Here is a 26,966-nt window from a genome sequence, read left to right as displayed (position 1 = left end):
CCAAGGAGGAAAAGCGAATGAAAAAAACGATGGTAACCGTCTTGTCCGCCGGTCTGGCGCTCAGCCTGGCGGCAGGCTGCAGCACTTCCGGCAACTCGGGCTCGAACGGCAACGAAGCCCCGGCCAATACGGCGACGAACGCCGGCTCCGGAACGAACGCGGGCAGCGGCGAAAAGGTCACGCTCAATATCTTCCAATATAAAGTCGAGATCGCCGATGCGATGAACCGTCTGAAAGCCGACTACGAGAAGGAGCATCCGAACGTCACGCTGAACATCGAGACGATGGGCGGCGGCGCGGACTACGGCGCGGGCCTGAAAGCGAAATTCGCTTCCGGCCAGGAGCCGGACATCTTCAACAACGGCGGCAACGCCGAGCTGACGACCTGGATCGACAAGATGGAGGATCTGTCCGACCAGCCGTGGGTAAGCGACGTGCTCGACACGGCGAAGGAGCCGATCAGCCGCGACGGCAAGATGTACGGCATGCCGATCGGCATCGAGGGCTACGGCTACATTTACAATAAGGACCTGTTCGAAAAAGCGGGCATCACCGAGCTGCCGAAGACGCTCACGGAGCTCGACGCGGCCGCCAAGAAGCTGCAGGACGCCGGCATCACGCCGTTCTCCAACGGCTACCAGGAGTGGTGGGTGCTCGGCAACCATCTGTTCAACGTCGCGCTCGCCGATCAGGATGATCCTGCGGCGCTGATCCAGGGCCTCAACGAGGGCAAGGGCGGCCTGGCCGGCAACCCGGTCGTGGAAAAATGGTTCAACCTGTTCGACCTGACGATGAAGTACAGCAACAAGAACCCGCTGACGACCGACTACAACACGCAGGTGACGCTGTTCGCCAGCGGCAAGACGGCGATGATGCAGCAGGGCAACTGGACGCAGGTGCAGATCGACGGCATTACGCCGGACATGAACATCGGCGTGCTGCCGATGCCGATCGACGACAGCGAGAAGAGCGGCAACATCATGGTCGGCGTGCCGAACAACTGGGCGGTCAACAAGAACTCCAAAAACAAGGAAGCGGCCAAGGAGTTCCTCAACTGGCTGGCGACGAGCGAGACGGGCAAGCGCTACATCGTCGAGGAGTTCAAGTTCATCCCGGCGCTCAAGTCGATCGAAGTGACCGACGAGAAGGTGCTCGGCGCGATCGCGACGGACATCATGGCCTACTCCAAGGACAACAAGACGTCCGGCTGGTACTTCAACCAAATGCCGGAAGGCTTGCCGCAGGAAGTCGGCGCGGAGATGCAGGCGTATGTCGCGGGCAAGGTGGATAAAGCCGGCCTGCTGAAGAACATCGAAGCGAAATGGACCAGCATGGCGAAAAAATAAGCGGTTCTAAGGCGCGTCCCTGAAGCATATATGCTTCAGGGGCGTTTTTTTGCGCGGAGGGATCGAGGCAGGCGCCGGGCAAGGGGCGGATGGAGCGGGCTGGGCGAAGGCGGCCGTGCGGCGGCGGCGTGGAATGGAGGGCCTGAGGCCGGGCCGAAAAAAGGAGGGCGCCGGGCATGGCGATGGAGAGAAGCTTCGGCTGCATAGCGCTGGACCGTCCGGGGGAAGCGCTGCGGCTGTACGCCGACAGCGAGGTGCTCGAGGCGGCTCGGCGGACGCTGGCGCAAGGGAAGACGGCCCTAGGCGAGGACGCCGGCCAGCGGCTGGCCGCGCTGCTGCAGCGCGCGCTCGGCGCGGAGGAGACGGCGCGGCCTGGCGAGGGCATCGTCGTCGCGGCGAGCGCGGAGGCGGCGCTGGAGCTGGTCCGGCGCGCGCTCGCCGCGACAGGCGGCAGGCTCGGCCCGGTGCCGCAGCGGCAAGGCGCAGGACATCTGCGCGAGCAGCCGCAGCGGAGCGATGGGCAGCGAGCGCGCGGGCAAGCGGGCGAGGAGCGGCAAAGTCCGGGGCGGAGCGGCGCCGCGCCGGACGACGCGAATGAGGAGCCGAATGCTTGGCAGGTCGAGCTGCGGCCGGACAGCGCCTGGTCATGGCGTCCGGCATCGGGAGCAGGGGCGGGCGCAGTAGCGGGAGCAGGTGCAGGCGGAGTCGCAGGGGGCGTGCAGGAGCAGGCGGCGGCGCAGGAGCGGATGCAGGAGCGGGGCGGCGGCGCAGGAGCGGATGCAGGAGGGCGTGCAGGAGCGGGCGAAGGCGCAGGAGCGGCGGCGCCGGCGAAGCGGGGCGCGCCTGGCGGGCATGCCGCCAGGCGGCTGCTCGCCGTCGGCTCGCTCGCGAGCGGCGTGCCCGGCCTGGGCGCAGCCTGGGCGAGCGGGCCGCCGGAGCTGCTGCGGCGGGTGCGCGAGGAGCAGCGGCGCTCCGGCGCGGCGAGCGGCTGGGAGCTGCTCGTCATGGAGGAGCTGCTCGGCCTGGGCGAGCTGGAGCCGCGCCGCGCCGCGGCGGCAGCGGCTTGCGAAGCGGCGCTGCAGGAGCTGGAGGAGGCGCTGAACGCCGCCTCCATGCCGGCCGGGCTGCGCTGGCGGCGCGATCCGCGCGGCGCAGCGATGGAGCTGCTGCTGCCCGAGGGGCTGGACGCGCGCGCTCTGCAGCGCGCGGCCCGGCTGCGCGGGCTGTGCATCGGGATTGCCGGCGCCGGCCTCGGCGCAGCGCCGGGTTCAGGCGCAGCGAGGCTGGCCGCCGGAGCCGCGAGCGGAGCGCAGCTGGCGTTGGCGCTGAGCGGACTCGCGGAGGCGATGCGCGAGTTCACCGCGCGCAGCTGAAGAAGCCGGGGAGCGTGGCCGTATCCTCCGCCGAGCGGGGAAGGCGCTCCGCCTCTCGAGGCGGGCGGTCCGGGCCGCCGAGGCAGATTCGAGCCTCGCCGGAGGGAGAGCCGCTTCCGGCTCTCAGTCCCGCTCCGCCTCCCGAGCGGCCGCGCCCTGCTGCAGCAGCCAGCCGTCGATGACTGCGGCATGCTCCGCGAGAGCGGCTTCGCCGGCCGGCAGCAGCCGGTAGATGCCGCGCTCGACCTTGGCGAACCAGCCGTAGTAGTTGGCGCGCAGGAACTCGCCTGACTTGGCGACGCCGGTCAGCTCGCGCGCGCGCGCCGGCGACAGCGCTCCGTGCGCCTGGAGAGCCCAGGCGAGGCGGAGCGCTTTTTCGCGGTAGGCGGTCATGAGCCGGCTGCCCCGGACGCGCCCGCTGCCGCCGACGTTGTAGTCGCCGCTGCGCTCGCGGAACTCCTGCAGCAGCCGCCGCTCGCGGGACGGGCGCCGTCCGCGCAGCGGCGCGTCGCCGGGCTCGCAGAGCAACTCCAGGACGGGAGATTTGGTCTTGTAGAACGTAACCGTCATCAGGCCGAGCCCGAGCATGCGGCACAGCTCCGCCAGCTCGCCGAAGCGCTGGTTGACCGCCCCTTTGCGGGAGCGGTTGCGTTCGACCGCGAGCAGCACCTTGTCCGCGATCCGCAGCCGCTGGACGCCCTGCAGCAGCAGCGCGAGCGTGAACGTCTTTTTCATCTCGACGATTAGCGTATCGCCGTCCGGCCGGACCGCCACCAGATCGCAGCTCAGCACCTCGCCCTTCACCTCGTAGCCCCGCGCCTCCAGATAGGCCTTCACCGGCCCGTACAGCTCCGCTTCCTCCTTCACCGCCATGCCCTCTCGGCCTCCCCGCCGCCCGCCGCTCCACCGGCACAGGCGTTCTCATTCCGTCCATTATAGGAGATCGCCGAAGGTCTGGCAAATCTTGTCCGACTCCAAATTTCCGGTCAAGTTATCGCCCCCCTCCGCATAGGCTTTAATACTTCGAATACGATGCTATTCAGGAGTGGGAAGCAGAGATACAGCCTGGGCGGAGCGGACGGCGAGGGTCTTGACGCGGAAGGAATGGGAGGAGGCGCAGCATGGATATTTTCAAACGGATCGCGGAATACAAGTCGGAGGGCGAGCGGCTCGCCTGGACGGGGACGTTCAAGGAGTACATCGAGCTGCTGCGGAACGATCCGGCGCCGGCGATGACGGCGCATGCGCGGGTGTACGAGATGATCAAGTCGCATGGCATCGACGAGAAGAACGGACAGAAGAGCTACAAGTTCTTCGAGCAGGAGATTTTCGGCCTCGACCGGGCGGTCGAGAAGCTGATGGAGGAATATTTCCACTCGGCGGCGCGGCGGCTGGACGTGCGCAAGCGGATCCTTCTGCTCATGGGTCCGGTCAGCGGCGGCAAGTCGACGATCGTCACGATGCTCAAGAAAGGGCTGGAGAAATTCTCGCGCACGGACCAGGGGGCGGTGTATGCGATCAAGGGCTGCCCGATGCACGAGGATCCGCTCCACCTCATCCCGCATGAGCTGCGGCCGGAGCTCGAGCGGGAGCTCGGCGTACGGATCGAGGGCAACCTGTGCCCGCACTGCCAGCTGCGGCTGAAAAACGAGTTCGAGAACGACATCGAGAACGTGCAGATCGAGCGGGTCTTCCTGTCGGAGGACAACCGCGTCGGCATCGGCACGTTCAGCCCGTCGGATCCGAAGTCGCAGGACATCGCCGACCTGACCGGCAGCATCGACTTCTCGACGATCACGGAGTACGGCTCGGAATCCGATCCGCGCGCCTATCGGTTCGACGGCGAGCTCAACAAGGCCAACCGCGGCCTGATGGAGTTCCAGGAAATGCTCAAATGCGACGAGAAGTTCCTCTGGAACCTGCTGTCGCTGACGCAGGAAGGGCAGTTCAAGGCCGGCCGCTTCGCGCTCATCAGCGCGGATGAGCTGATCGTCGCCCATACGAACGAATCCGAGTACAAGGCGTTCATCTCCAACAAGAAGAACGAAGCGCTGCAGTCGCGGATGATCGTCATGCCGATCCCGTACAACCTGCGGGTGTCGGAGGAAGAGAAGATCTACAGCAAGCTGATCGCCCAGAGCGACCTGCGCCATGTGCACATCGCGCCGCATGCGCTGCGCACGGCGGCCATCTTCTCGATCCTGACGCGGCTCAAGGAGTCCAAGAAGCAGGGCATGGACCTCGTCAAGAAGATGCGCATGTACGACGGCGAGGAAGTCGAAGGCTACAAGGACGCCGACCTCAAGGAAATGCAGAACGAATTCCTGGAAGAAGGCATGTCGGGCATCGACCCCCGCTATGTCATCAACCGCATCTCCAGCGCCCTCATCAAGGGCGAGATGGACCATATCAATGCGCTCGACGTGCTGCGGGCGCTCAAGGACGGGCTCGACCAGCATCCTTCGATCACGAAGGAGGAGCGCGAGCGTTACTTAAACTTCATTTCGGCGGCGCGCAAGGAATACGACCAGCTGGCCAAGAACGAGGTCCAGAAGGCGTTCGTCTATTCGTTCGAGGAGTCGGCGCGCACGCTGTTCGAGAACTATCTCGACAACATCGAAGCGTACTGCAACTGGTCGAAGATCAAGGACCCGCTCACCGGCGAGGCGCTCGATCCCGACGAGCGGCTCATGCGCTCCATCGAGGAGCAGATCGGCGTCTCGGAAAACGCGAAGAAGGCGTTCCGCGAGGAGATCCTTATCCGCATCTCGTCCTACTCCCGCAAGGGGCGCAAGTTCGACTACACGAGCCACGAGCGGCTGCGCGAGGCGGTGGAGAAGAAGCTGTTCGCCGACCTCAAGGACATCGTCAAGATCACGACATCGACCAAAACGCCGGACGAGAACCAGCTCAAGCGCATGAACGAGGTGACCAAGCGCCTCGTCGACGAGCATGGCTACACGCCTGCCAGCGCCAACGAGCTGCTGCGGTATGTCGGCAGCCTGCTGAACCGGTAAGGGCGAAAAACTTGGAGGAAACCTCCGGATTGTAAAACGTGGGATTCGAAAATAACCCGTTTCCAGAGGCTAACTTGGACGGGTTATTTTCGTTTTAAGTAAGCGAGCAATGCTAGCAGGAACATCCCGAGCATCATCACTTCCTGTAGCGAAAATGACATAGGCGTCACCTCCATTCTGGAGGCGAGCTTTTCCATCCAAGCGTCGTGCATGGACAAATAGACGAATTCAGTAAGCCCCTGTATAGGGGGCTTTTTTACGCTCCATTAATGTCAACTATATTGACATGAATTGATAGATCCTTGTATGATTGGGTAAATATACCCAAGCGCTTCGATCCATCATGGAGGGCACCTCGAGCGTTTCCCGCTGCAGGTTGACCCGGAGGGAGGCCGTCAGCCATGTCTACCGCAGAACCGACCCGTGTTCCAGCCTATGATTCCCGTTCCTTCTACGACGAGATGTATGACGAGCAAGGCCGCGTGCGGCTCCACTACGAGCAGGTGCATCGGAGCTTCGCCGCGATGGGGCCGTCCGAGCTGGCGAGACGCCGGCAGGCTTTCGGCAGCCGCATGCTGGAGGAAGGCATCACCTTCACGCTCCATGCGCCGGGAGCTCCGGACCCGCTGGAGCGCACGATTCCTTTCGACTGCGTCCCGCGCATCATACCTGCCGCCGAATGGAGCCTGCTCGAGGCCGGGCTGCGCCAGCGGACCATCGCGCTGAACCGCTTCATCCGCGACCTCTACCACGGCCAGCGCTGCGTGCGCGACGGAGTCATCCCGCGCCGCATGATCGTCGGCAACACCTACTACCGGCCGGAAATGGCCGGACTGGACGCGCCGGGAGACGTCTACGTCACGGCGGCCGGCATCGACCTGATCCGCGACGAGACGGGCTATTACGTGCTGGAGGACAATCTGCGCAGTCCGTCGGGCTTCTCCTATCTGTTCAAGGGGCGCAGCCTCATGAGCGAGCTGTTTCCCGACCTGTACCTGCCGAGCTCGATCGAGGATACCGAGCGCAGCCTGAACGTGTTTTTGACCAGCCTCCGCTCGCTCGCCCCCTCGGGCAAAAAAGACCCGTTCATCGTGCTGCTCACTCCCGGTCCGTACAATTCGGCCTATTACGAGCATACCTTCCTCGCGCAGCAGCTCGGCATCCATCTCGTCGAGGGACGGGATCTCGTCTGCAAGGACCACAAGATCTACTTGCGTGATCTGCGAGGATTGCGTCAGGTCGATGTCATCTATCGTCGCATCGACGACGAATTTCTCGATCCGCTTTCCTTCCAGCCCGACTCGATGCTCGGCGTCGCCGGCCTGATGAACGCCTATCGGGCCGGCAACGTGGCGATCGCCAACGCTCCCGGCACCGGCGTCGCCGACGACAAGGCGGTCTATGCCTATGTGCCTGACCTGATCCGCTATTATCTGGGCGAGGAGCCGATCCTGTCGAACGTGCCGACCTACATCCTGTCCCGCAAGGAGGAGCGCGAATATGTGCTGGATCGCCTGGAGGAGCTGGTCGTCAAGGAGACGTCGCTGTCGGGCGGCTACGGCATGCTGATCGGACCGCAGGCGTCGGCGCAGGAGCTGGCGGCGTTCCGCGAGCGGATCCGGGAGCAGCCGGGCCGCTATATCGCTCAGCGCACGATGAAGCTGTCGACCGCGCCGGTCATGGGGGCGGGCGGCATGATGCCTCGCCACATCGACCTGCGTGGCTTCGTGCTCAGCGGCAGCGGCGGAGAGCCGCATGTCGTTCCCGGCGGGCTGACCCGGGTCGCCTTGCAGGAAGGCTCGCTTGTGGTGAACTCCTCGCAGGGCGGCGGCGTGAAGGATACATGGGTGCCGAGGCGCGGACGTTCGGGCCCGCGCGGCGATCAGAGCCGGTGCGAGGCGCAGAGTCAAGACCAGGATCGGAACGAGGAGGAATGCGGATGCTGAACCGGAACGCAGAGGCACTATGCTGGATCGGACGGTATATGGAGCGGACGGAAAACCATGCGCGCTTCGTGGACGTGCTCTATCATCTGCAGCAGCTGCAGCCGCGCGAGGCGGTCGACGACCGCCTGAGATCGGAGGTGGACAACGCGGGCAAGTGGGCGCTCGTCGTCGGCGCCATCGGCGACCGCAAGGAGTTCGAGAGCGCGTACGACGGCTATTACGAGGATGACGTGCTCCAGTACGTCACGATGGACCGCGCCAATCCGAACTCGATGCTCAGTTGCGTAAGCGCCGCGCGCGCGAATTTGCGGACGCTGCGGGAAAAGCTGCCGGGGGAGCTGTGGGATGCGCTCAACGGCATGTACCTGTGGCTGCGGGAACGGCAGGAAGACGGCTGGCGCAAGGAGGCGCCGCATGCTTTCTTCCGCCAAATGAAGGATTGGGCGAGCCTGTTCCAGGGCTATAGCCAATCCGTCATGCCGCGCGAGAACGAATGGCGCTTCCTGGAATGCGGCCGCTATCTGGAGCGGATGGAGAACACGCTGCGCATCCTGCAGGCGGTGCGCGGATGGGTGCCGGGCGGAGGCTGGCACGAGCCGGAGGCGTATCCGTACCTGCAGGCGGTGCTGCGCTCGATCAGCGGCTACGACTCGTTCCGCCGCTATCATGCGGACGGGCTCGGCGTGGATGCGATCATGGAGTTCGTGCTGCTCAACGCGGCCTTTCCGCGCAGCGTGCAGTATTCCCTCCGCAAGATGGACGCGCATCTGAGCCTGCTGGAGGCGCAGGAGCCGGCGATGCGCGCCCGCCGCGACAAGCTGCTGCGCAGCTCGGCGCGGGTGCTGGCCGATCTGGCCTGCCTCGAGCGCGACGACCTGCTGCTCGATCGGGACGGCCGGATCGTCGCGCATCTGCTGGAGCAGTCGAGGCAGCTGGGGGCGGCGATGGAGGCGGCGTTCTTTCGCCTCGGGGAGGCTACCGCATGAAGCTGCGCATCTCGCATGTCACCACGTACCGGTACTCCGACCCGGTCCGGGACAGCGTCAACGAAATCCGGCTCACGCCGGTGACCAATAAGCATCAGTCCTGCTATCAGCACAGCATCTCCGTCGAGCCGAACGCGCCGCTGCTCGCTTACGAGGATGCGTTCGGCAACAAGGTGCATGCCTTCACGGTCAACGCCGCCCATCGCTCGCTGACGGTGCGGACGCACTCCATTGTGACGACAAAAGAGCCGGGCGGGGCCGCAGGACGGGCGGAGGCCGAAGCGGATGCGGCATGGAGCTGGCTCGGCGGGGACGAGGCGCTCGACCGCTTCGCGGAATATTTGCTGCCGACCGGCTATACGGAGCAGACTGCGGGCATCCGCTCCTACACGGACGGCCATCCGCCGGACGAGCGGGGCGTCGGCTCGTGGCTGGAGCGGCTCTGCGGCCGGATCCGCGACGAATTCATCTACGATCCGCTGGCGACGACGGTGCAGACCAAGGCGTCCGATCTGCTGCAGACGCGGCGCGGCGTCTGCCAGGATTTCGCCCATCTGATGATCGCCTGCTGCCGCTGCCAAGGCGTTCCGGCCCGGTATGTGAGCGGGTACCATTTCGTCGGCGACCTGAGCGGCGGCAACGCCGACTTCGAGCAGGCGTCCCACGCTTGGGTGGAGGCCTACGTGCCCGGCGCGGGCTGGAGAGGCTACGATCCGACCAATGCGTCGCTCGTCGGCGAGCGCTACGTCAAGCTGGGGCACGGACTCGACTATCGCGACATCGTCCCGTTCAAAGGCGTCTATCTCGGCAGCGGCGTCCAGACGCTCGAGGTCCATGTCGACGTCAGCCCGGCGGAGGAATGACATCGGGCAAAAAAAGCAGCCGGCTCCGTCATGAGGACGGGGCCGGCTGCTTTTTGGCGCGCGCGCGGATGAGGTGGACGGCGTAGAGGAGCAGAGGCGCGAACACGAGGAAGATCGAAGCGAACGGCGTCCAGTTCTTGGAGAGGAAGTCCTGGACGAACACCGTATTGGGGTAGCACAGCTGGGCGACGACAACCATGCCGACGCCGAGCGGCAGCGTCAGCGCCAGCGTGGAGCGCAGGCCGAACAGCTGGCCGAGTCCGATGAGGGTGGCGTCGAACGTGATGACGATCTTGATCAGGATGGACAACACCCAGATGAAGATGATCATGCCTTCGATCCGCTCCAGGAAATGCCCGATGCTGATGTTCTTGGCGAGCGCATAGGCCGGGAACAGCTGATTGGCCGTCACGCCGGCGCACAGCACGCCGATGCTGGCGGCAGTCGTGACGACGAGCACGATCCCGCCGAGCACCGTGCCTCCGATCATCGCGCCGGACCTGCCGGCCGCCCGGCGCACGTACGGATAGAGCATGAGCAGCACGATCATCTCCTGCAGCGCGAACAGATTGATGCCGCCCTTGAAGATCGGCCGCAAGCCGAACTCCAGCAACGGCTCGAAATTGCGGGGATCGATCCGCGGAAGCGTCGTCAGCACGAGCAGCGTGAACAGCAGCAGCAGGAACGGAAAGAACAGCTCCGCCGCCCGCGAATAAGCCGACTTGCCGAGACGGACGGCGTAGACGGCGAGCAGGACGAACAGCAGCTGCAGCACCTCGACCGGGGTTTCCGGCAAGTTCTGCGTCGTCAGGAAAAAGCCGAGATCTCCGATCATGAGCGAGGCGAGCAGGTAGAAGAAGGCGACGAAGGCGAGCCCGAGCAGTCCCCCTGCCCAGCGGCCGAGCGCGCTGACGCACATCTGCACGAGCGACTCGTGCCGGCGCAGCTTGCCGAGGGCGGCGTAGAGCGCGACAAGCGCGATGTTCAGGCCGACCCCGAACAGGGCGGCCATCCAGGCATCCTGCTTGGCCGCGACGGCGAGGCCGGCAGGGGCGATCAGGATGGAGGTGCCGATCATGAAATAAACCGTCAGCACGGCGAACCCGCGCGCGGAGATCGAGGTGTTCCGTTCCTCATTCATGATGCCAGCCTCCTTCGTTAGGAAAAGAGCGAATTAAAGACGTCGACGTACCCGTGCAGCGCCACGGCGATCCATTGCAGCGGATTGGGCGGCTCGGGGAGAGTCCCGTACAGCGTCGCTCCGATCGCCGCCGCCGCCCAAGCCGCAGCGGCGGCGAGACGTTCCTTCGCCGCTCCTTTGCGGCGCAGGCGGGGCCAATCGAGGAGCAGCGCGCCGAGCAAGCCGGCGCACAGTCCGATCCAGAGCCACATGGCTTTTCCTCCTAAGGTCGCGATTCGTCCTTCATAGACTTGAAGGTCGTGCCGATCCGGCGAATCGTCGTTTTTGAGCGGATGTCGATCTTGGCCCGGTCGTAGATGGAATCCCAGTCCTCGATGCGCCGCCACAGGCCGGGATGCTGGCGATGAAGCGCGCTTCCGAAGCCGAACACGTCGGACTTCAGCTCCTTCTGCGATTTGCGGATGCTCCGCTGGAGCAGATCGACGAGCTTGGCGTCGACCAGTCGCTCCAGCTTCTCCTGATTGGCCGGATCGATCACGTCCATCTTGCAGCCGATGTCGGCGATGTCCTGCTGCGAGCGCAGCTCGACCTCGAACGCATCCGGACGATGCGCGGTGATGCGCGCATGCGCCTGATTCAGCTCCAGCGTCACGAGCCCTTCCTCGTTCGGGCACTCGACGGTGAGGAAGGTATGATGCGTCTCGTTCTGCAGCAGGTTGAGCGCGCGGACGTCATTCTCGTTCAGCCAGCCGACCATGCGATCGTTGCGGAAAGCCGCCATGCCGTCGTATCGGAGCAGCGTCTGCGGCTCGATGTTCTGGGCGCTTTTCATCTCCTCGCCGCTGTGGCGGTTGCCGAGCAGCTCGATGGACGTGAGCGCGGGTCCCTTGCCTTCGGTCGCCAGATCGCGGATGAGGCGGTCGAGCGTCACCTTGCCGGTCGCCGACCAGATATCGTCCGACGTGTCCAGCTTCGTGTACAGGCTGTTCGCCGGGATCGGATCGATCGGGCTGTACATGTCGAGAATATCCGAGGCGGACGCCTTTTTGGCGACGACGAGATAAAAGTCCGTCCGCAGCTCGCGGTTGCGGGCGATGAAGTCGAGCGGCTTGCTCAGGCCGCTGCGCGCGATCTCCTCGCCGATGACGAGGATGCGCAAATGGGCGAGGTAGAGCTCGCGGGCCGCCTTGAGCGTCAGGCGCGCCAGAGCGTCGGGCAGCGTCTTCCCGTAGGAACGGAAGGTGACGACGGGACTGAAGGAGCTGGTGGACGTTTTTTTCGTCGTCACCTGGCTCGGATTGACGATCTGGACCGACACGATATACCCGTCGTCCTTTGCTTTGTCCACGCCCATGCCGACGACGATGTTGATGCCGTTGAGCTCGTTGCGGCTCCAGCAGCCGGAGAGCGGGGCGGCCAGCGCGGCGATCAGCAGCAGCGCGAGCAGCCTGGACGCCAGCCCGAAGCGGTTCATGGCTGCCTCCGCAGCTTCTGCGGCTTGAGGCTGATCGGCCGGTTCTTCATCCAGGGAATCGGCAGGCGGAACAGCGTATCCTTCTGATCGTCCCGCTGGTACGGAGCGAGCGGCGCCATATAGGGAACGCTGAAGGAATGGAGGCTGCACAGATGCAGCACGAGCGCGATGATCCCGATGAATACGCCGTACAAGCCGAACGAGGCGGCGAGCGTCATGAGGCCGAAGCGGATGATCCTCGCGGCGATGCCCATGTTGAACGCGGGCAGGACGAAGTTGGCGATGGCCGTGATGGAGACGACGATGACCATGGCCGCGCTCACGAGCCCGGCGTCCACCGCCGCCTGGCCGACGACGAGCGTGCCGACGATCGAGATCGACTGGCCGATCGTCTTGGGCATGCGCACGCTCGCCTCGCGCAGAATCTCGAACGTCACTTCCATGAGAAGCGCCTCGATGAACGCGGGGAACGGCACGCCCTCGCGCTGGCTCGCCAGGTTGTAGAGCAGCGTCGTCGGCAGCATCTCCTGATGGAACGTCGTGATGGCGATGTAGAACGACGGCGTGAGCGTCGCGAGCAGGAAGGAGAGGAACCGCAGCAGCCGGATCAGCGTGCTGAAGTCGGCTCGCTGGTAGTAGTCCTCGCTCGACTGGAAAAACTGGCTGAACAGGGCCGGGACGAGCAGCGCGAACGGCGTGCCGTCGACCAGGATGGCGACCCTGCCTTCGAGCAGGCCGGCGGCGATGACATCCGGCCGCTCCGAGTTGAACACGGTCGGAAACGGCGTGTAGATCCGATCCTGGATGTACTCCTCGATGTAGTTGCTCTCGAGGATGCTGTCCATGTCGATCGTCGCCATCCGGTCCTTGACCTCCTGCAGCACCTCCGGCGAGACGATGTCGCGGATGTATACGATCGCGACCGCGGTATTCGTCACCGTCCCGAGCGTCGTCGGCTCGAACCGGAGGTCGGGACTGGCGATCTTCCTCCTCAGCATGGCGATGTTCCAGGCGAGCACCTCGGTGAAGCCCTCGCGGGGGCCGCGCACGACCGATTGGACGTTCGGCTCCTCGATCGAGCGGGCCTTCACATCCTTGGTCGCGACGGCAAGCGCGTGCGGGCTGCCGTCCGCGAACAGGACGGTATGGCCGTCGAGCAGCATCGAGCAAACCTCCGCCAGCGTGCCCAGGACATGGATCTCTCCCTCCGGCAGGATGCGGGCGCGGCATAGGTCGAGCCATTCCTCGGCGCTGCCGCAGATGAGGCTTCTTCGTACATCCGGGGCGAACAGAGCCTGCAGCAGCGGAGCGGAGTTCGAGATGCCGTCGATCGCCCACGCCGTTCCGCGCATGATCTCCCCGCCGTCCAGCTCCGCCTGGAACTCGCGCGCGAGCAAGTCGGGGCTGATGCCGAAGCGGTCGCGGAGCCGGCTGTCATTGACCTTCAGCGAGCGGCTGAGCGAGTCCGCGGACTCGGCGGCCGACTGTTTCGTCATCCTCTCACCTGATTTCCTTTCCAGATTAGATGTCTTGAACTAGGATGTTCCAGTTGAGGGCCGGCTATCCATGACTTGCGAAGCGGGAGCGGCGGCATCGCAAAAAGCGGCTTTCCGCGCGGCGCCAGGCCGCGGGAAAGCCGCTTTGGGGACAGTGCGGGAGGAGACGTCCGCACTTGCCCGAGGGAAGGGAGGTCGAGGAAAGGGAGCGGCAGAGCCTCGGCTCAGCGCCGGTCCTTCACCGATCCGCTCTCGACGAGCGAGACGTAGATCCGCTCATGCTCGACCTCCTCGCCGGCGATCATCCGCAGCAGCTGCTCGGACGCCATCGCGCCCCAGCGGTACTTGGAATACTCGATCGTCGCCAGGCGAGGCTGGATGTAGCGGGTGAGGGCGATGTTGTCGAAGCCGACGAGCGACAGCTCCTCGCCGACGCGGATGCCGGAGTCCGACGCGGAGACCGCGTTGAACAGGCCGATCGCCATTTCGTCGTTGAGGCAGAAGACGCCGGCCGGTCCTTGCCACTGCTCCAGGATGAGCCGGCCGGCCGCTTCGCCGGAGCCCTGATTGAAGTCGCCCTCGAGCACGGTCGCTTCGAGCTCCGGATGCCGGTCCAGCGTCTGCCGCACGGCGCCCATCCGCTGGCGCGCGTCGAAGCTGTCGGACGGGCCGGCGACGATGTAGAGGCGGCGATGGCCGGTCTCGATCAGATAGTCCATCGCCAGATTGGCGCCGGCCTTGTTGTCGAGCAGCACCTGATTGACGGCGGGATGGTTCAGCTCGCGGTCGAGCACGACGAGCCGGTGGCCCCGGTCGGCGTAGTCGAGCAGCTCCTCGTCCGAAAAGGCCGAGTCAAGGATGATCGCGCCGTCGATCATCCGCTCGGGCAGCAGCCGATGCGACTGCAGTCCGCTGCAGACGATCAGGTCGTAGCCTTTGCGGTTGAGCACTTCCTTCATTCCTTGCAGCAGATCGCCGTAGAAAGCGCCGGTGAAATCGGTCAGGAACGCGCCGATGATCCGGGACTCCCGCTTCTTGAGCTGGCGGGCCGCCCCATTGGGGATGTAGTTCATTTCCTTGGCGATCGCCCGTATTCGAGCGCTCGTTTCAGGGGTTACCTTGGGATTGCCGTTCAGCGCATAGGAGACGGTCGAGATCGACACGCCGGCCTTGCGGGCAATATCCTTGATGCTGACCACCGCGATACCTCCCGTGGACGGCTTTTTGTTCACTATACCACAACTTTCCATCGCTGTTCTCGTGCGGCTGCGGCAGCGGAAGCTCAAGCCTCGACGAGAATGTCCTGCAGCGCCCCGGATTCATCGTTCCAGAGCGGCTCCAGCTCGTCCAGAGACAGCTCCGCGCCTCCGCTCCGGTACGGATGGGGCAGGCGGGCGAAGGCGGCCTCGCGGCCGTTGACGGAAATGCGCGACACCGGCGATCCGCTCAGGCGGTACACGATGCGGACCGGCCTGCCGGCGAGCTCGAAGCGGACGGAGAGGCCGTCGAGCGATGCGGGCAGCGCCGGGTCGAGCACGATCCGGCCGGCGGCCGCGCGGATGCCGAGCACGCTGGACACGAGCTGGTTGAGATAGATGCCTGGACCGCTCGAGTAGATGCGCCAGCCGCCCTTGACGGGCGCCGCGCCGCTGCGCAGCTCCTCGAACCGCGCCGCCGCCTCGCGGCGATTGGCGAAGGCGCCGTCCGAGCTGCTGAAATAAGCGTTGCTCTGGCGCGGAGCGGCGTTCGGGACCGCGTCCTCGATGCCGACCGGACTGATGACCTGCAGCGCATGCCACGCTTCCTCGCTTTGGCCGAGCTTGGCCATCGCCTCGATGTAGCGGATATGCGCATGCACGTACTGCAGCCCAATCTCGCGGCCGAAGTTGGCCGCCTGCTCGGCTCGCTTGAAGCGCACGCTCACTCCGCCCTCGTAAGCGGCCGGACGGTTCATGAGGCGGACGCCGTCCGGGAAGCGGAGCTCGCGCCGGATGAGCTCCCGATGCGCCTCCGCCTGCTCGGGCGTGAGCAGCTCCGCGATCATGCTGCGCGTCATCGGCAGCAGGCGGTAGCGGATGCCGGTGCGGACGTCGTCCGGATGGAGCAGCTTGGCCGGACGGGCCGGGTCGGCGAGATCGAGGAAGCCGGGAATGACGCCGTCCGGATCCATATAGGCGGCGAAGTCGCGGCGGATGCCGTCCGCCAGGGCGAGCAGCTCCTCCGACCAGGAGGCGTGCCCGGGCGCGGAGGCGAGCGCCCGGCCGAGCGTCCGCATCGCCTGATAGGTCAGCGCCACCGTCCAGCTGCTCGCCATCGAGGCGCGCAGCTCTGGACGCGCCGGCTGCAGCGTGTCGTCCCAGTCGCCGTCGCCGTAGGCGGACAGCATCGTGCCGGGCAGGAAGCGGTCGCGGATATGGGCGAGCTGCCGCTCGACATGCTCCCGCAGCGGATGCCGCCCCGCCGTAAAGTCGAACGTCGTCTCATCCGTGTACGGAAGCTTCTCGTCCAGCAGGCCGTAATCGCCGGTGGCGGAAAGATAATCGCCGAGCAGCTTGAGCGGCCACACGACGATGTCGCCGTGGCTCTCGTGCTGCTGGATGCGGCTGTAGCGGTCGAACATGAACCATTGCGGCCAGCCGCCGCTCTGCTCATATTGATGCTCGTACACGGTCCGCAGGATGCCGCGGACCGCGTCCCAGCGCTGCATCGCGAGGAAGAACTCGGCCGGACCCTGGCAGACGTCGCGCGTGCCCCAGGCGGCGCCTCCGTACTGCTCGAGGCCGTGCGGAGAGAGGAAATGCACGCGCATGTTGTGGACATACCACCATGACAGCAGATCAAGCCGCCGCACCGACGGATCGCCGCCGGGATGCTCGAGGCGGAAGCCGCGCATGAGCTCCGCCATGCCTGCGCGGTACGCCGCCGCCGACTGCGGGAGCTCCGGCGCCGGCGCAGCCGCGGCCGGCAGCCCGTCCAGCCGGCCCTCGATCCGCACGCTCCAGCTCGCCGACGCTTCCGTCTGCAGGACGAGCAGCGGCGAGACGCCGGGCTCCAGATCCGGCACGAGCCTGCGATCGTCGAAGCGCTCGAAGCCCGTGCCGGCGACCGTCAGCCGGTACGCGAGCTCGGGGTAGGCGCCGGCGATCGGCGAGCCGGCGGCCGCGCGGAAGCGCAGCGAGCCGTCCGCCGGCGCCTCGAGCCGATACGGGCCTTCCAGCTCCCGCTCGCCCATCGTAATCTGCGCCGTGAGCAGGTAGCGCCGCGAAATGCCGGCGGCGGACGCGATGTCCAGCGTCGCCTCGGGCGCGTCCGCGGACGTCCAGCTCGTCACCGTGACGGTGTCGCCGTCCAGCGCATACACCCAGCGGGCGTAGTTGAAGCCCATCTCGAACAGGCTCGGCATCGCCAGCAGGCGGAACCGGCCGTCCTGCTCGGCGTACAGGCGCAAGCCCGACGCATGCGCCGCGTTCAGCGCGCTGCGGGCATGGCCGATGAGCTTGTTGAAGCTGGTGTTGCCGACGACGAGCTGCGAATGGAAGATGCCGTACATATAAGCGGTCGTGGCCAGCACTTCCGCTCCGGGCATATCCGGCGCTCCGCTGAGCAGAATATGGCCATGCGGCCGCTCGAGGAGCAGCTCCTTGGCCTTGAGCGCGACATGGGCGTACTCCGGCGTGAAGAAGGCATGCAGCTCCCCGTCCCGCCGCTCCTCCTCGATCCGCAGGGGGTAGAGCGCCGCGATTTCCTGCTCGCTCAGCGAGCGAGCCTGCAGCGGCTCGCCGAGATCGTCCGCGCGGCGCGGCGTCGGCTGCGTCGGGACGGCTTCATTTTCCTCTCGGCAAAGCTCCGTCCATGCCCGCTCGATCTCCTCGCCGAACTCGGCCCGTTCGACCGCCTCGGGATGATCGTCGCGGAACAGTCCGTAAAATACGATCTCCGCGCCGTCGGCCGGATCGACCTCGCGCGACTGGAGCGCCGTATAGGCGAACTCATACTGCAGCACCTCGCCCGGCAGCCGGTCCAGCTTCAGCGCCTCCGGCTGATGCGTCTCCTTGAACGAGCGGCCGAAAAAGGCGAAGCCGTCGGTCGCGAACGAGACCGCCCCGGTCAGGCAGCCTTGCTGCGCATACGGGAAGCGCCCGTCCTGCGGCTGGTTCTGGCGGGTGCAGACGATCCAGCCGCGCTGCTCGTCCTCATAGGCGGAATGGTCCAGGTAATGAGCGTTGTACGCTTCGTTGCCGCGCACGGCGCCCGGAGCGCCCAGGCCGATATCCTGGCCGTAGACGATGTCGGCGGAGCGTCCGCGCTCGTCCGCCTCGAGCCGGACGCGCCAGAACCAGGCGCCGCCCGAGCCGAGCCGGAAAGCGGCCTCGTAGCGGACGCCGTCGGCCTCGCCGCTCCAGACGATGCGGTCGCTCCCGCGGCCGACGCGGCTGTCCGAGCGGATGCCGATCAGCGGATAGGCGCGCATGCCCTCGGGACCGCGCACGCGCAGGTACAGCTGGTTGAGCGAGCCGTCCAGCGGATGGCTGCGCAGCTGGTTCAGCATCATGCCGCTGCCGGACGCCTCATACAGGTCGCCGGTCGGGTGGAAGGTGAAGGCAAGTCCGTCGCGCTCGAGCCGCCAGCTGGCGGATGGCAACGGCTTGGATTGGGATCGCATGGTGCTTCCTCCTTTTCTTGCAGAGCCGCTTGATAAAAGTCGTAGAAACGTTTCGAAAACAACCAAGACGAGTATATACAATAGCGCTGAAGGAAGTCAAACGGCGCTCCGGGCCATGGCGTCGAACGGGTGTATCGACTTCCCCGCTATTAATGAAGCGAAAAATGATTGGCAAAGAGGACTTGAATGCGATTTCAATTTGATTTATACTTTGTTCGAAACGTTTCACTTATAACGGGAAGCAACCGGAATCCAGGGGAGGATATGGCGAATGGATACGAAAAGAACGATCGCGGCGCTGGCTGCCGCCGCGCTGGCAGGCAGCCTGATCGCAGGCTGCTCGTCTGGCGGAAGCGGCGCAGAGGAAGGCAAGACGAAGCTCACCGTATGGGCGATGGGAGACAGCAGCAAGCCGATGGAGCAGATGGCGGCCGCGTACCAGAAGGAGAACCCGGACGTCTCGATCCAAGTGCAGGCGATTCCGTGGGGCAGCGCGCATGACAAGCTGCTGACGGCCGTCGCCTCCAAAAAAGGTCCGGACGTGCTTCAGATGGGCACGACGTGGATGCCGGAGTTCGCGGCGGCCGGCGCGCTGGCCGACCTGACCGCCGACCTGGCCGACTACCCGGAGCTGGCCGCGGACAATTTCTTCGACGGCACGGTCACGTCCACGCAGTTCGACGGCAAGACGGTCGGCGTGCCGTGGCTGGCGGAGACGCGCGTCCTGTTCTACCGCACGGACGTGCTGCAGTCGGTCGGCTACGATCATGCGCCGAAAACCTGGGATGAGCTGCTCGACGCTTCGAAGAAGCTGACCGAGCGGGGCAAGGACAAATACGGCATCGGCCTCGATCCCAAGGAGCCGACGCTCAGCTTCATGTTCGCCCGCCAGAACGGCTCCAAGCTGATCGAGGACGGCAAGGCCCAGTTCGATCAGCCGGCATTCGCGGAGACGGTCCGCTACCTGGACGGGTATTTCAAAAACGGCTACGCGCCGGTCGATCTCGGCCTCGATACGTCCCAGACGTTCGGCGGCGACGGCATGGTGCCGATGTTCATCAGCGGCCCGTGGATGATCAAGACGGTCGCGGACCAGATCCCCGACATCGAGGGCAAGTGGGCGACGGCGGTGCTGCCGTCCAAGGACGGCAACATGAGCTCGCTCGGCGGCTCCAACCTGAGCGTATTCGGCTTCACCGAGCAGAAGGCGGCCGCGATGAAGTTCATTGCGTTCCTCAGCAAGCCGGAGAACCAGCTGGAGTGGATGAAGCAGACCGGCGAGCTACCGGCGAACAAGAAGGCGTGGGAGGACCCGCAGCTGAGCGGCGATCCGAACATGGCCGTCGTCGGCGAGCAGCTGAAAAATGCCGAGCCGATGCCGCTCGTCAAGGCGTGGGACAACATCTCCCAGAACTTCCTCAAGACGTTCGAGGAGATCTACCGCGCGGACGCGGACATCGACGCCAAGCTGAAGGACTTCAACGAGCAGTCGCAGAAGCTGCTCGACAAGTAAACGAACGAGGCCGCGGCGGCGGCCGGAGGACGGGAGCAGCCCGCCGCCGGCTTCCGCCTGCCGTTCGGAGCGGCCACGACTTGCAAAGGAAGTGAGTGTATGAAGGGTTCCTCCAAAATGGCGCCGTACGTGTTCATCGGACCGACGCTGCTGCTGCTGGCGGTGTTCTCGCTGCTGCCGATCCTCGTCGCGCTGGGCATCAGCCTGACCGACATGGACCTCGCCGGGCTGGCCGACTACTCGTCCATCTCCTTCGTCGGCCTGGCCAACTATGCCGACGTGCTGGGCGATCCGGTATTCCTGCTGGCGCTGCGCAACACGCTGTTCTACGTCGTCATCGGCGTGCCGCTCGTCATCGCCTGCTCGCTCGGAGTGGCGCTGCTCATCCAGTTCGGCCGCTCGCGCCTGTTCAAGGTGTTCCGCGTCGTCTACTACTTGCCGTCGGTGACGAACGTCGTCGCCGTGGCCGTCGTCTGGAGCTATCTGTACAACCCGGGCATCGGGCTGTTCAACTACATCCTGACGTCGATCGGCTTCGACAAGGTGCCGTGGCTGACGGAGCCGACGATCGCCAAGCTGTCGCTCATCCTGCTGGCGCTGTGGCGGAGCATCGGGCTGAACATGATCATCTTCATCGCCGCGCTGCAGGGCATCGACCGCTCCTACTACGAGGCGGCGCAGCTTGACGGGGCGAGCGGCTGGCAGCAGCTGACGCGGATCACGCTGCCGATGATGCGCTTCGCGATCTTCTTCGTGACGATCACGACGATGATCGGCTGGCTGCAGTTTTTCGAGGAGCCCTTCGTCATGACGCAGGGCGGACCGCTGAACGGCACCGTCTCGGCGTCGCTGTTCATCTACCAGAACGGCTTCCAGTACAGCCACTTCGGCTATGCGGCCGCCGGCTCGTTCGTGCTGTTCTTCCTCATCATCGCCGTCACGATGGTCCAGCTGCGCCTGCAGCGGAAGCAAGCCGAGGAATAGGAGGAGGCTCTCATGAAACAAGCGACGACTCGAAAGCCCGCCTCGGCCGCTCCGAGAGGCCGGCTCCAGCAATGGGCCGCGGGCATCGTGCTGACCGTATTCGGCATCGCCATGGTGCTGCCGTTCGTCTGGATGGTGCTGTCCGCCTTCAAGACCGAAGGCGAGATCAAGCGCATCCCGCCGACGCTGTGGCCGGAGGCGTTCACCGTGGACAATTTCACCCGGCTGTTCACGGAGATGGACTTCGGCACGTACTTGGGCAACACGCTGCTCATCACGCTGTTCTCGTTCGTCGGGCTGCTGCTGAACGCGATGGCCGGCTTCGGCTTCGCCAAGTACCGGTTCAAGGGGCGGGAAAAGCTGTTCCTGCTCGTGCTCGCCACGATGATGATCCCCGGCCAGGTGACGATGATCCCGGTCTACCTCATCCTGAACGGCGTCAGCCTGACCAATACGATGCTCGGCATCGTGCTGCCCGGCTTCACGAGCGCCTTCGGCATCTTCCTGTTCCGCCAGTTCATGAGCACGCTGCCGGAGGAGATCATGGAGGCGACGCGGCTCGACGGCGCGAGCGAGTACCGGCTGTTCGCGCAGGTCGTGCTGCCGATGTCCAAGCCGATCCTCGCCGTGCAGGCGATCCTGACGTTCATCGGCGGCTGGAACAGCTTCCTGTGGCCGCTCATCATCGCCAACGACGAGAAGCTGTACACGCTCTCGGTCGGCCTGCAGCTGCTCAAAGGGCAGAACACGACCAACTTCGCCCTGCAGATGGCCGGCGCGGCGTTCATGGTGCTGCCGATCATGGTCATCTTCATCTTCTTCCAGCGGCAGATCATCGAGAACTACAATATTTCCGGCATCAAGTGAGCGGTTGAGAAAATAATGACAGCGAAAAGCGCCCCTTCAGGGCGCTTTTTTCGCTTTGTTGCAGATCAGCTTGTAATGCCGTCCGTAGCCTTTGCCGTACTCGACGATGCGCCGGATGATCGCCGGATCGTCGAGCTTGGTGAACGGGCACGGATCGGGGCGCGTGTTCACCTCGAGGATCCACGGCTTGCCGCTCGTATCGACCGCGAGGTCGAGGCCGAGCTCGCGCAGCGCCGGGTACGACCGGCCGAGCTCGCCCGCCGTCTGCAGCGCGATCCGGTCCATGCGGCGCAGCAGCGCCTCGGCCTCCGTCTGGCCGAAGGCGGGCGCGAGCAGACGCATCGGCTCGAAGATCGTGCCGCCCTGGCTGCCGTTGCTGACGATCTTGGCGGGATGGGCGACGCGCGCCGCGGTGCCGTTGCATGCCCATGCCCCCGACCGGTCCTGCTGGATCATGAGGCGAAAATCGAACGGACGTCCTTCGTGCTCCAGCATGCGGATGCCCCTCTGCACCAGATAGGGCGTATCGCCGATGCGCTTGGCGAGCGAGCGGTACAGCCCGCTGCGCGTCGCGAAGCGCCGCACCTTCTCTCCGCTCTGGTAAGCCCAGCCGCTGCCGGTCCGCTCGACGCGCATGACGCCGATGCCCATCCGGCCGACGTCGGGCTTCACGTAGACCATGCGGTGCTTGCGAAGCAGCTCGGCGAGCGACTCCTCGCTCAGCCAGCGCGTCGCGGGCACGGACTTGGCCAGCTGCGGATGCTGAAGCAGCCGCTGCGTCTTTTCCATCTTGCTGGCGACGGATCGCCGGGTGGCGTCGCCGCCTTCGCCGCTAGACATGCCGCTGGCTCCTCTCGCTAGGGGATGGTTCCAGTGTATGGGCAATTGGCGGCGGGCGACTGGGCGGGCGGGGAAGGATCGTGACCGTGGAGCTCGTAGAGCCCAATTTGCCGTTGGCGGCGGCGTTGCGGGCACATACACACGAACCTGACAGGCGTCATGGGCATACGGTAGTGCGATGGGCGGAATCGACTCCGCCGACTAGAGGAGGCGAAGCGATGCGGACAGCGGAGTGGAGCGCGGCGATCGGACGGCTGCGCCGGAGCTTTCCGTGGATCGACGGGCTGGCGGGGGCAGCCGTCGAGGGAGCGGCGGGCAGAGCGGATGCGGCGGCCGGGGCAGCGGACGAAGCCGGCGACGGTCTGGCGGGGGCCGCGGATGCCAAGGACGAAGCCGGCGGCGGAAGGCCGGATGAGGCTGATTTCGGCGACGGTCTGGCGGGGGCCGCGGATGCCGAGGATGGAGCTGGAGGCGAAAGGCCGGATGAGGCCGATTCCGGCGACGGTCTGGCGGGGGCCGCGGATGCCGAGGACGAAGCCGGCGATGGAAGGCCGGATAAGGCTGATTCCGGCGACGGTCTGGCCGCGGCGCTGCAGCTGCTGGAAGGGTTGCCGCTGCTGACGGCGTCGGCGCTGGAGCGGCACTACTATGCCGAGGGCAACCCGCTCGCCGCGCAGCCGGGCCTGAACGTGTACCGCACGTCCGGCACGAGCTCCGGCCGGCGCAAGGCGATCTACTACTCGCCGCAGGACGAGGCGGATTACCTGCGCGTCAAGCTCGACGTGTTCCGCGAGCTGCTGGCCGGCGGCGAGTGGCGGACAGCCGTCTCCGACATGGGCACCGGCCATGCCGAGGCGACGGCGGGCGAGGTGTTCCGCGAGCTCGGCTTGTCCGTGGAGACGCTGCCGTTCCGGCTGCCGATCGCCGAGCATGTCGCCGCGCTCGAGCGGCTGCGGCCGGAGGTGCTCTACACGATGCCGTCGATTCTCGACCGCATCCTGGCGGCGGCGGCGCGGCCGGCGGAGCTCGGCATCCGGCGCGTGCTGCTCGTCGGCGAGCTGGCCTCGCCGGGATGGCGGCGCGCGGCAGCGGCTCGGCTCGGCTTGACCGAGCTCGACATCGCGGATACGTACGGCTCCATCGAGATCGGCACGATCGCCTCCTACTCCCCGGAGCATGGCCGCTATTTGCTGGCTGACGGGCTGCTTGCGGAGGGCGTGCCGGCGGAAGCGCTCGGCGACGGGCTGGAGCCGCTGCCGGAGGGCGAGGCGGTGCTCGTGCTCACCTCCGCGCTGCGCGAAGCGTTCCCGGCGCTTCGATATGTCACCTATGACGTCGTGCGCGACCTGCGGCCGATCGTCGCAGGCGGCCGGCTGCGCCAAAGCTTCGCCGGACTCGTCAAGCGCATCGGGCCCGACCTCAAGCATGGCGAGAAGATCAGCCTCTATGACATCGAGGACGCGGTCAGCCGCCGGCTGCCGGACGCGCGGCTGCGCGTCGAGGTGCGGGGCAACCGGCTGGCGATCGGCATCGACAGTCCGTCCGCCTCGGACGAGGAGTTCGAGCTGGCGGGGCGGGACGTGGAGGCGCGCATCCCGGCGATCGGGGAGATGATCCGCAGCGGCTTGCTGGAGGACATCGCGGTGCGGCGGGTGCGGCTCGGGGACGAGGCGGCCGAAGGGCCGATCAAGCGCAAGAAGATCTTTTACGGAGAAGGAGAGACGCCGTGATGCGGGAACCGGATCTGAATGGAGGCATCGCGTCGGCGATCGGGCGGACGCCGCTCGTGCGGCTCTCGCGGCTGTTCGAGGGGGAGGCGTTCGAGGTCCATGCCAAGCTCGAAGGGATGAATCCGGGCGGGAGCGCCAAGGACCGGGCCGCGCTCCATATGCTGAAGGAGGCGATCCGGCGCGGAGAGCTGGCCGCCGGCGGCACGGTCGTCGAGTCCAGCTCCGGCAATCTGGCGATCAGCCTCGCCCAGCTATGCCGGCAGGCGGGCCTGCGCTTCGTCTGCGTCGTCGATCCGCGCACGACCGAGGCGCATAAGGCGCTCATCTCCGCTTACGGCGGAGAGATCGAGCTGGTGAGCCGGCCCGATCCGGCGACCGGCGAGTTCCTGCCGGCGCGCATCGCCCGCGTGCGGCAGCTGCGGGCGTCGATTGCCGGGGCGTACTGGACGAACCAGTACGCCAACCCGGACAACGCCGCCGCGCATGAAGCCACGACGATGGCCGAGATCGCCGAGAAGCTCGGCACGGTCGACTGGCTGTTCTGCGGCGTCAGCTCCTGCGGCACGATCCGGGGCTGCTCCGACTACATCCGCGGCCGCGGCTGGCCGACCCGGATCGTCGCGGTCGACGCCCAGGGGAGCGCGCTGTTCGGCGGGGGCAGCGGCGTTCGCCGCTTTCCCGGCCTCGGGGCGGCGCTGGAGCCGGGGCTGCATCGCGCGGACTTGGCCGACGAGGTCGTCCGCGTCAGCGACGCCGATTGCGTGCGCGGCTGCCGCAGCCTGCTGCGGCGCGAGGCGATCCTCGCCGGAGCTTCCTCGGGCGGCGTCGTCGCCGCGATCAAGCGGATGGCCGGCAGCCTGCCTGCCGGAGCGGTCGTGGCGGCGATCCTGCCGGACCGGGGCGACCGCTATCTCGATACGGCGTTCGACGCCGGATGGGCGAGCCGCGAGCTCGGCCTTGGACCGGACGAGGAGCTGGCCGCCGCGCCGTGACGGAGCGTTTGAGCGGCAGCGAGACGGGCAGCAGCGAGACGACGGTCGGGGAAAAGGCCAGGAAGCGCAGGAAAGAGGAGGAGAAGCGATGCTTTACTTGAACGACGAGCATATCCGCGAGCTCGGCTGGGACTGGAGCCGCTTGGCGGATCTCATCGAGGAAGCGGTGCGCACGATGGACGCGGGCGGTAGCGCCGCTCCGCTCAAAGGCTATCTGCGCTTTCCCGGCACGCCGAACCGGATCATCGCGACTCCGGCCTATCTCGGCGGAAGCACGGAGCTGGCCGGCATCAAGTGGATCGCCGGATTTCCCGGCAACCCGCAGCGCGGGCTGCCGCGCGCCCGCAACCTGATCGCGCTGAACGATCCGTCGACGGGCGAGCCGCTCGCCGTGCTGCGCAGCGATCGGCTGAACGGACTGCGCGCGGCGGCGGTCAGCGGCGCCATGCTGCGCTGGTACGCCGAGCTGCGTCCGGCGTCCGGGGGCGGCTTCACGGTCGGCATCATCGGCTGGGGGCCGATCGGCCGCCTGCATCTCGACATGGCGGCGGCGCTGCTCGGGCCGCGCCTGGAGCGGGTGCTGCTGCATGACGTGCGCGGCATCGCGGAGGACAGCATCCCGCCGGAGCTGCTCGGCCGCGTCGAGGCGACGACGGACTGGCGGGAGCTGTACCGGCAGTCGGACGTGACCGCGACCTGCACGGTCGCGCCGAGCCGCTACATCGACGAGCCGCCGCCGCAGGGAGCGCTGCTGCTGCATGTGTCGCTGCGGGACTACGAGCCGCACAGCGTCGCCGGCCTGCGCACGTTCGTCGACGACTGGAGCCAGGTATGCCGCGAGGATACGGACATCGAGCGGCTGCACGCGGCGGGGCTGCTGGCGGAGCCGGACGCGCTGACGCTGGCGGACGCCGTCTGCCGCGACGCGCTGGCTCCGCTCGCGGGCGAGACGATCTTTTTTAATCCGATGGGGCTCGGCATCTTCGACCTGGCGCTGGCGGGGGATTTCTACCGCCGCGCGCTGGCGGAGGGGCTTGGGGTGGGGCTGGATTGACCTGACGAGATGATTAAGGTCGCAAGGATGATTCTGCAGGAGGGGGAAGGGAGCACGTTGCGCCGCCAGGCGTGATGCGCTTCCAGACCCGCTAAGCTCCATGCCCGCCAAGCTCCAGACCTGCCGAGCTCCATGCCCGCCGCGCCGCTTCGCTCGCCCATCGGGGCGAGCGAAGCGGCGTTCCCATACGCCTGCTCCGCGATCTAATGATACTCACAGACCTTATTTCGTCCGATTGGCGCCGAATGAAATCCTAACGATACGGACAGACCTTATTGCTGCCCAAGTCGCTCCCGAAGCTGCTTTTTCGACAAAATAGCGCTCCTCCGTATCGTTGGCTGCGAAAAAACCATCAAAACCGCCGAATAGCGTTTCCTGGTATCATTGAGACGTCAAAAAGTTCGATCTGGCTGCATAACCAGCCCCTCCTCCCAACGAATCTTCGTTCATGAACCGTCCGCGGTCGGGTCATGCCCGCGAGCTTCCGCATAAGTTCATCATCGTCATCTGATGACGGGATATGACTCGTTCTCGATTCGCGCGATAGGATCGCTTTGCTTTGGAGGAAATTTTAAAGTTGACGATCTTGCTTTTCATCCCTAGAATAGGTTGTGCAAACGTTTTCTGTGAAAGCGCTTTATATTTATCCTGGTGCTTGCCGTCCCGTGGATTGCCTTCGTT

General features: G+C 65.9%; 20 protein-coding genes. 12 read left to right on the top strand and 8 right to left on the bottom strand.

Annotated elements, in window-relative coordinates:
* Window positions 1-17 precede the first annotated feature (17 nt).
* Together NYE40_RS18100 and NYE40_RS18095 are read left to right on the top strand one after the other, a co-directional pair.
* Entirely contained in the window at window positions 18-1,346 is a 1,329-nt protein-coding gene (locus NYE40_RS18100) for an ABC transporter substrate-binding protein (RefSeq protein ID WP_028599227.1), read from the top strand.
* A gap of 176 nt (window positions 1,347-1,522) precedes the next feature.
* Entirely contained in the window at window positions 1,523-2,719 is a 1,197-nt protein-coding gene (locus tag NYE40_RS18095) for a hypothetical protein (protein ID WP_339278763.1), read from the top strand.
* 123 nt (window positions 2,720-2,842) lie between these two features.
* Here the strand turns inward: NYE40_RS18095 and NYE40_RS18090 are convergent, their stop codons facing one another.
* A complete protein-coding gene (locus NYE40_RS18090; RefSeq protein WP_028599225.1) occupies window positions 2,843-3,592 on the bottom strand; it encodes a DUF2161 family putative PD-(D/E)XK-type phosphodiesterase in 750 nt (249 codons plus the stop codon).
* A 248-nt stretch (window positions 3,593-3,840) separates the two neighbouring features.
* Between NYE40_RS18090 and NYE40_RS18085 the strand changes: the two genes are divergently transcribed.
* From NYE40_RS18085 to NYE40_RS18070, 4 genes are all read left to right on the top strand, one after another.
* Window positions 3,841-5,736 (top strand): PrkA family serine protein kinase, encoded by a 1,896-nt coding sequence (locus tag NYE40_RS18085; protein WP_339278762.1) that lies wholly within the window; start codon window positions 3,841-3,843, stop codon window positions 5,734-5,736.
* A gap of 401 nt (window positions 5,737-6,137) precedes the next feature.
* A complete protein-coding gene (locus NYE40_RS18080; protein ID WP_084137351.1) occupies window positions 6,138-7,682 on the top strand; it encodes a circularly permuted type 2 ATP-grasp protein in 1,545 nt (514 codons plus the stop codon).
* A gap of 38 nt (window positions 7,683-7,720) precedes the next feature.
* A complete protein-coding gene (locus NYE40_RS18075; RefSeq protein WP_339278761.1) occupies window positions 7,721-8,668 on the top strand; it encodes an alpha-E domain-containing protein in 948 nt (315 codons plus the stop codon).
* On the top strand, window positions 8,665-9,531 hold the full coding sequence (locus NYE40_RS18070) for a transglutaminase family protein (RefSeq protein WP_028599222.1): 867 nt from the start codon (window positions 8,665-8,667) through the stop codon (window positions 9,529-9,531). The genes NYE40_RS18075 and NYE40_RS18070 overlap by 4 nt, the downstream gene beginning before the upstream one ends.
* Before the next feature lie 28 nt (window positions 9,532-9,559).
* Here the strand turns inward: NYE40_RS18070 and NYE40_RS18065 are convergent, their stop codons facing one another.
* The 6 genes from NYE40_RS18065 to NYE40_RS18040 all read right to left on the bottom strand — a co-directional run bounded on the left by NYE40_RS18065 (window position 9,560) and on the right by NYE40_RS18040 (window position 18,305).
* A complete protein-coding gene (locus NYE40_RS18065) occupies window positions 9,560-10,672 on the bottom strand; it encodes an endospore germination permease (protein WP_052333315.1) in 1,113 nt (370 codons plus the stop codon).
* 17 nt (window positions 10,673-10,689) lie between these two features.
* Window positions 10,690-10,923, bottom strand: a complete 234-nt coding sequence (locus tag NYE40_RS18060) for a hypothetical protein (protein ID WP_028599221.1) — start codon at window positions 10,921-10,923, stop codon at window positions 10,690-10,692.
* Window positions 10,924-10,934: 11 nt separating this feature from the next.
* Window positions 10,935-12,146 (bottom strand): Ger(x)C family spore germination protein, encoded by a 1,212-nt coding sequence (locus NYE40_RS18055; RefSeq protein WP_028599220.1) that lies wholly within the window; start codon window positions 12,144-12,146, stop codon window positions 10,935-10,937.
* The gene (locus NYE40_RS18050; protein ID WP_052333314.1) at window positions 12,143-13,642 is read right to left on the bottom strand and encodes a spore germination protein; all 1,500 of its coding nucleotides are present in this window, start codon (window positions 13,640-13,642) and stop codon (window positions 12,143-12,145) included. The genes NYE40_RS18055 and NYE40_RS18050 overlap by 4 nt, the downstream gene beginning before the upstream one ends.
* Window positions 13,643-13,866: 224 nt before the next feature.
* Window positions 13,867-14,841, bottom strand: a complete 975-nt coding sequence (locus NYE40_RS18045; protein ID WP_028599218.1) for a LacI family DNA-binding transcriptional regulator — start codon at window positions 14,839-14,841, stop codon at window positions 13,867-13,869.
* Between the two features lie 83 nt (window positions 14,842-14,924).
* Window positions 14,925-18,305 carry a cellobiose phosphorylase gene (locus NYE40_RS18040; protein WP_052333313.1) on the bottom strand — a complete coding sequence of 1,127 codons (3,381 nt, stop codon included), beginning with the start codon at window positions 18,303-18,305 and terminating at the stop codon, window positions 14,925-14,927.
* Window positions 18,306-18,576: 271 nt separating this feature from the next.
* Here NYE40_RS18040 and NYE40_RS18035 point away from each other — a divergent pair, with 271 nt between their 5' ends.
* The 3 genes from NYE40_RS18035 (at window position 18,577) to NYE40_RS18025 (ending at window position 21,669) form a co-directional block, all read left to right on the top strand.
* A complete protein-coding gene (locus NYE40_RS18035; protein ID WP_028599216.1) occupies window positions 18,577-19,818 on the top strand; it encodes a sugar ABC transporter substrate-binding protein in 1,242 nt (413 codons plus the stop codon).
* Window positions 19,819-19,917: 99 nt separating this feature from the next.
* Window positions 19,918-20,802 (top strand): sugar ABC transporter permease, encoded by an 885-nt coding sequence (locus tag NYE40_RS18030; RefSeq protein ID WP_028599215.1) that lies wholly within the window; start codon window positions 19,918-19,920, stop codon window positions 20,800-20,802.
* Between the two features lie 12 nt (window positions 20,803-20,814).
* Complete coding sequence (locus NYE40_RS18025; protein WP_028599214.1) at window positions 20,815-21,669, top strand: carbohydrate ABC transporter permease; 855 nt, start codon at window positions 20,815-20,817, stop codon at window positions 21,667-21,669.
* Between the two features lie 36 nt (window positions 21,670-21,705).
* Here the strand turns inward: NYE40_RS18025 and NYE40_RS18020 are convergent, their stop codons facing one another.
* Window positions 21,706-22,509, bottom strand: coding sequence for a YheC/YheD family protein (locus tag NYE40_RS18020; protein WP_339278760.1), 804 nt, complete (start codon window positions 22,507-22,509; stop codon window positions 21,706-21,708).
* 218 nt (window positions 22,510-22,727) lie between these two features.
* Here NYE40_RS18020 and NYE40_RS18015 point away from each other — a divergent pair, with 218 nt between their 5' ends.
* The 3 genes from NYE40_RS18015 (at window position 22,728) to NYE40_RS18005 (ending at window position 26,285) form a co-directional block, all read left to right on the top strand.
* Window positions 22,728-24,239 (top strand): CoF synthetase, encoded by a 1,512-nt coding sequence (locus tag NYE40_RS18015; RefSeq protein ID WP_339278759.1) that lies wholly within the window; start codon window positions 22,728-22,730, stop codon window positions 24,237-24,239.
* Window positions 24,239-25,231 (top strand): 2,3-diaminopropionate biosynthesis protein SbnA, encoded by a 993-nt coding sequence (gene sbnA / locus NYE40_RS18010; RefSeq protein WP_043111411.1) that lies wholly within the window; start codon window positions 24,239-24,241, stop codon window positions 25,229-25,231. Before NYE40_RS18015 ends, sbnA begins: the two co-directional genes overlap by 1 nt.
* An 88-nt stretch (window positions 25,232-25,319) precedes the next feature.
* Entirely contained in the window at window positions 25,320-26,285 is a 966-nt protein-coding gene (locus NYE40_RS18005) for an ornithine cyclodeaminase (protein WP_028599211.1), read from the top strand.
* Window positions 26,286-26,966: the final 681 nt, after the last annotated feature.

It is taken from the genome of Paenibacillus sp. FSL W8-1187 (genome assembly GCF_037965485.1).
In the GTDB taxonomy this organism is placed as follows: Bacteria; Bacillota; Bacilli; order Paenibacillales; family Paenibacillaceae; genus Paenibacillus_O; species Paenibacillus_O pasadenensis.
This window is presented reverse-complemented; position numbering and strand designations above follow the sequence as displayed.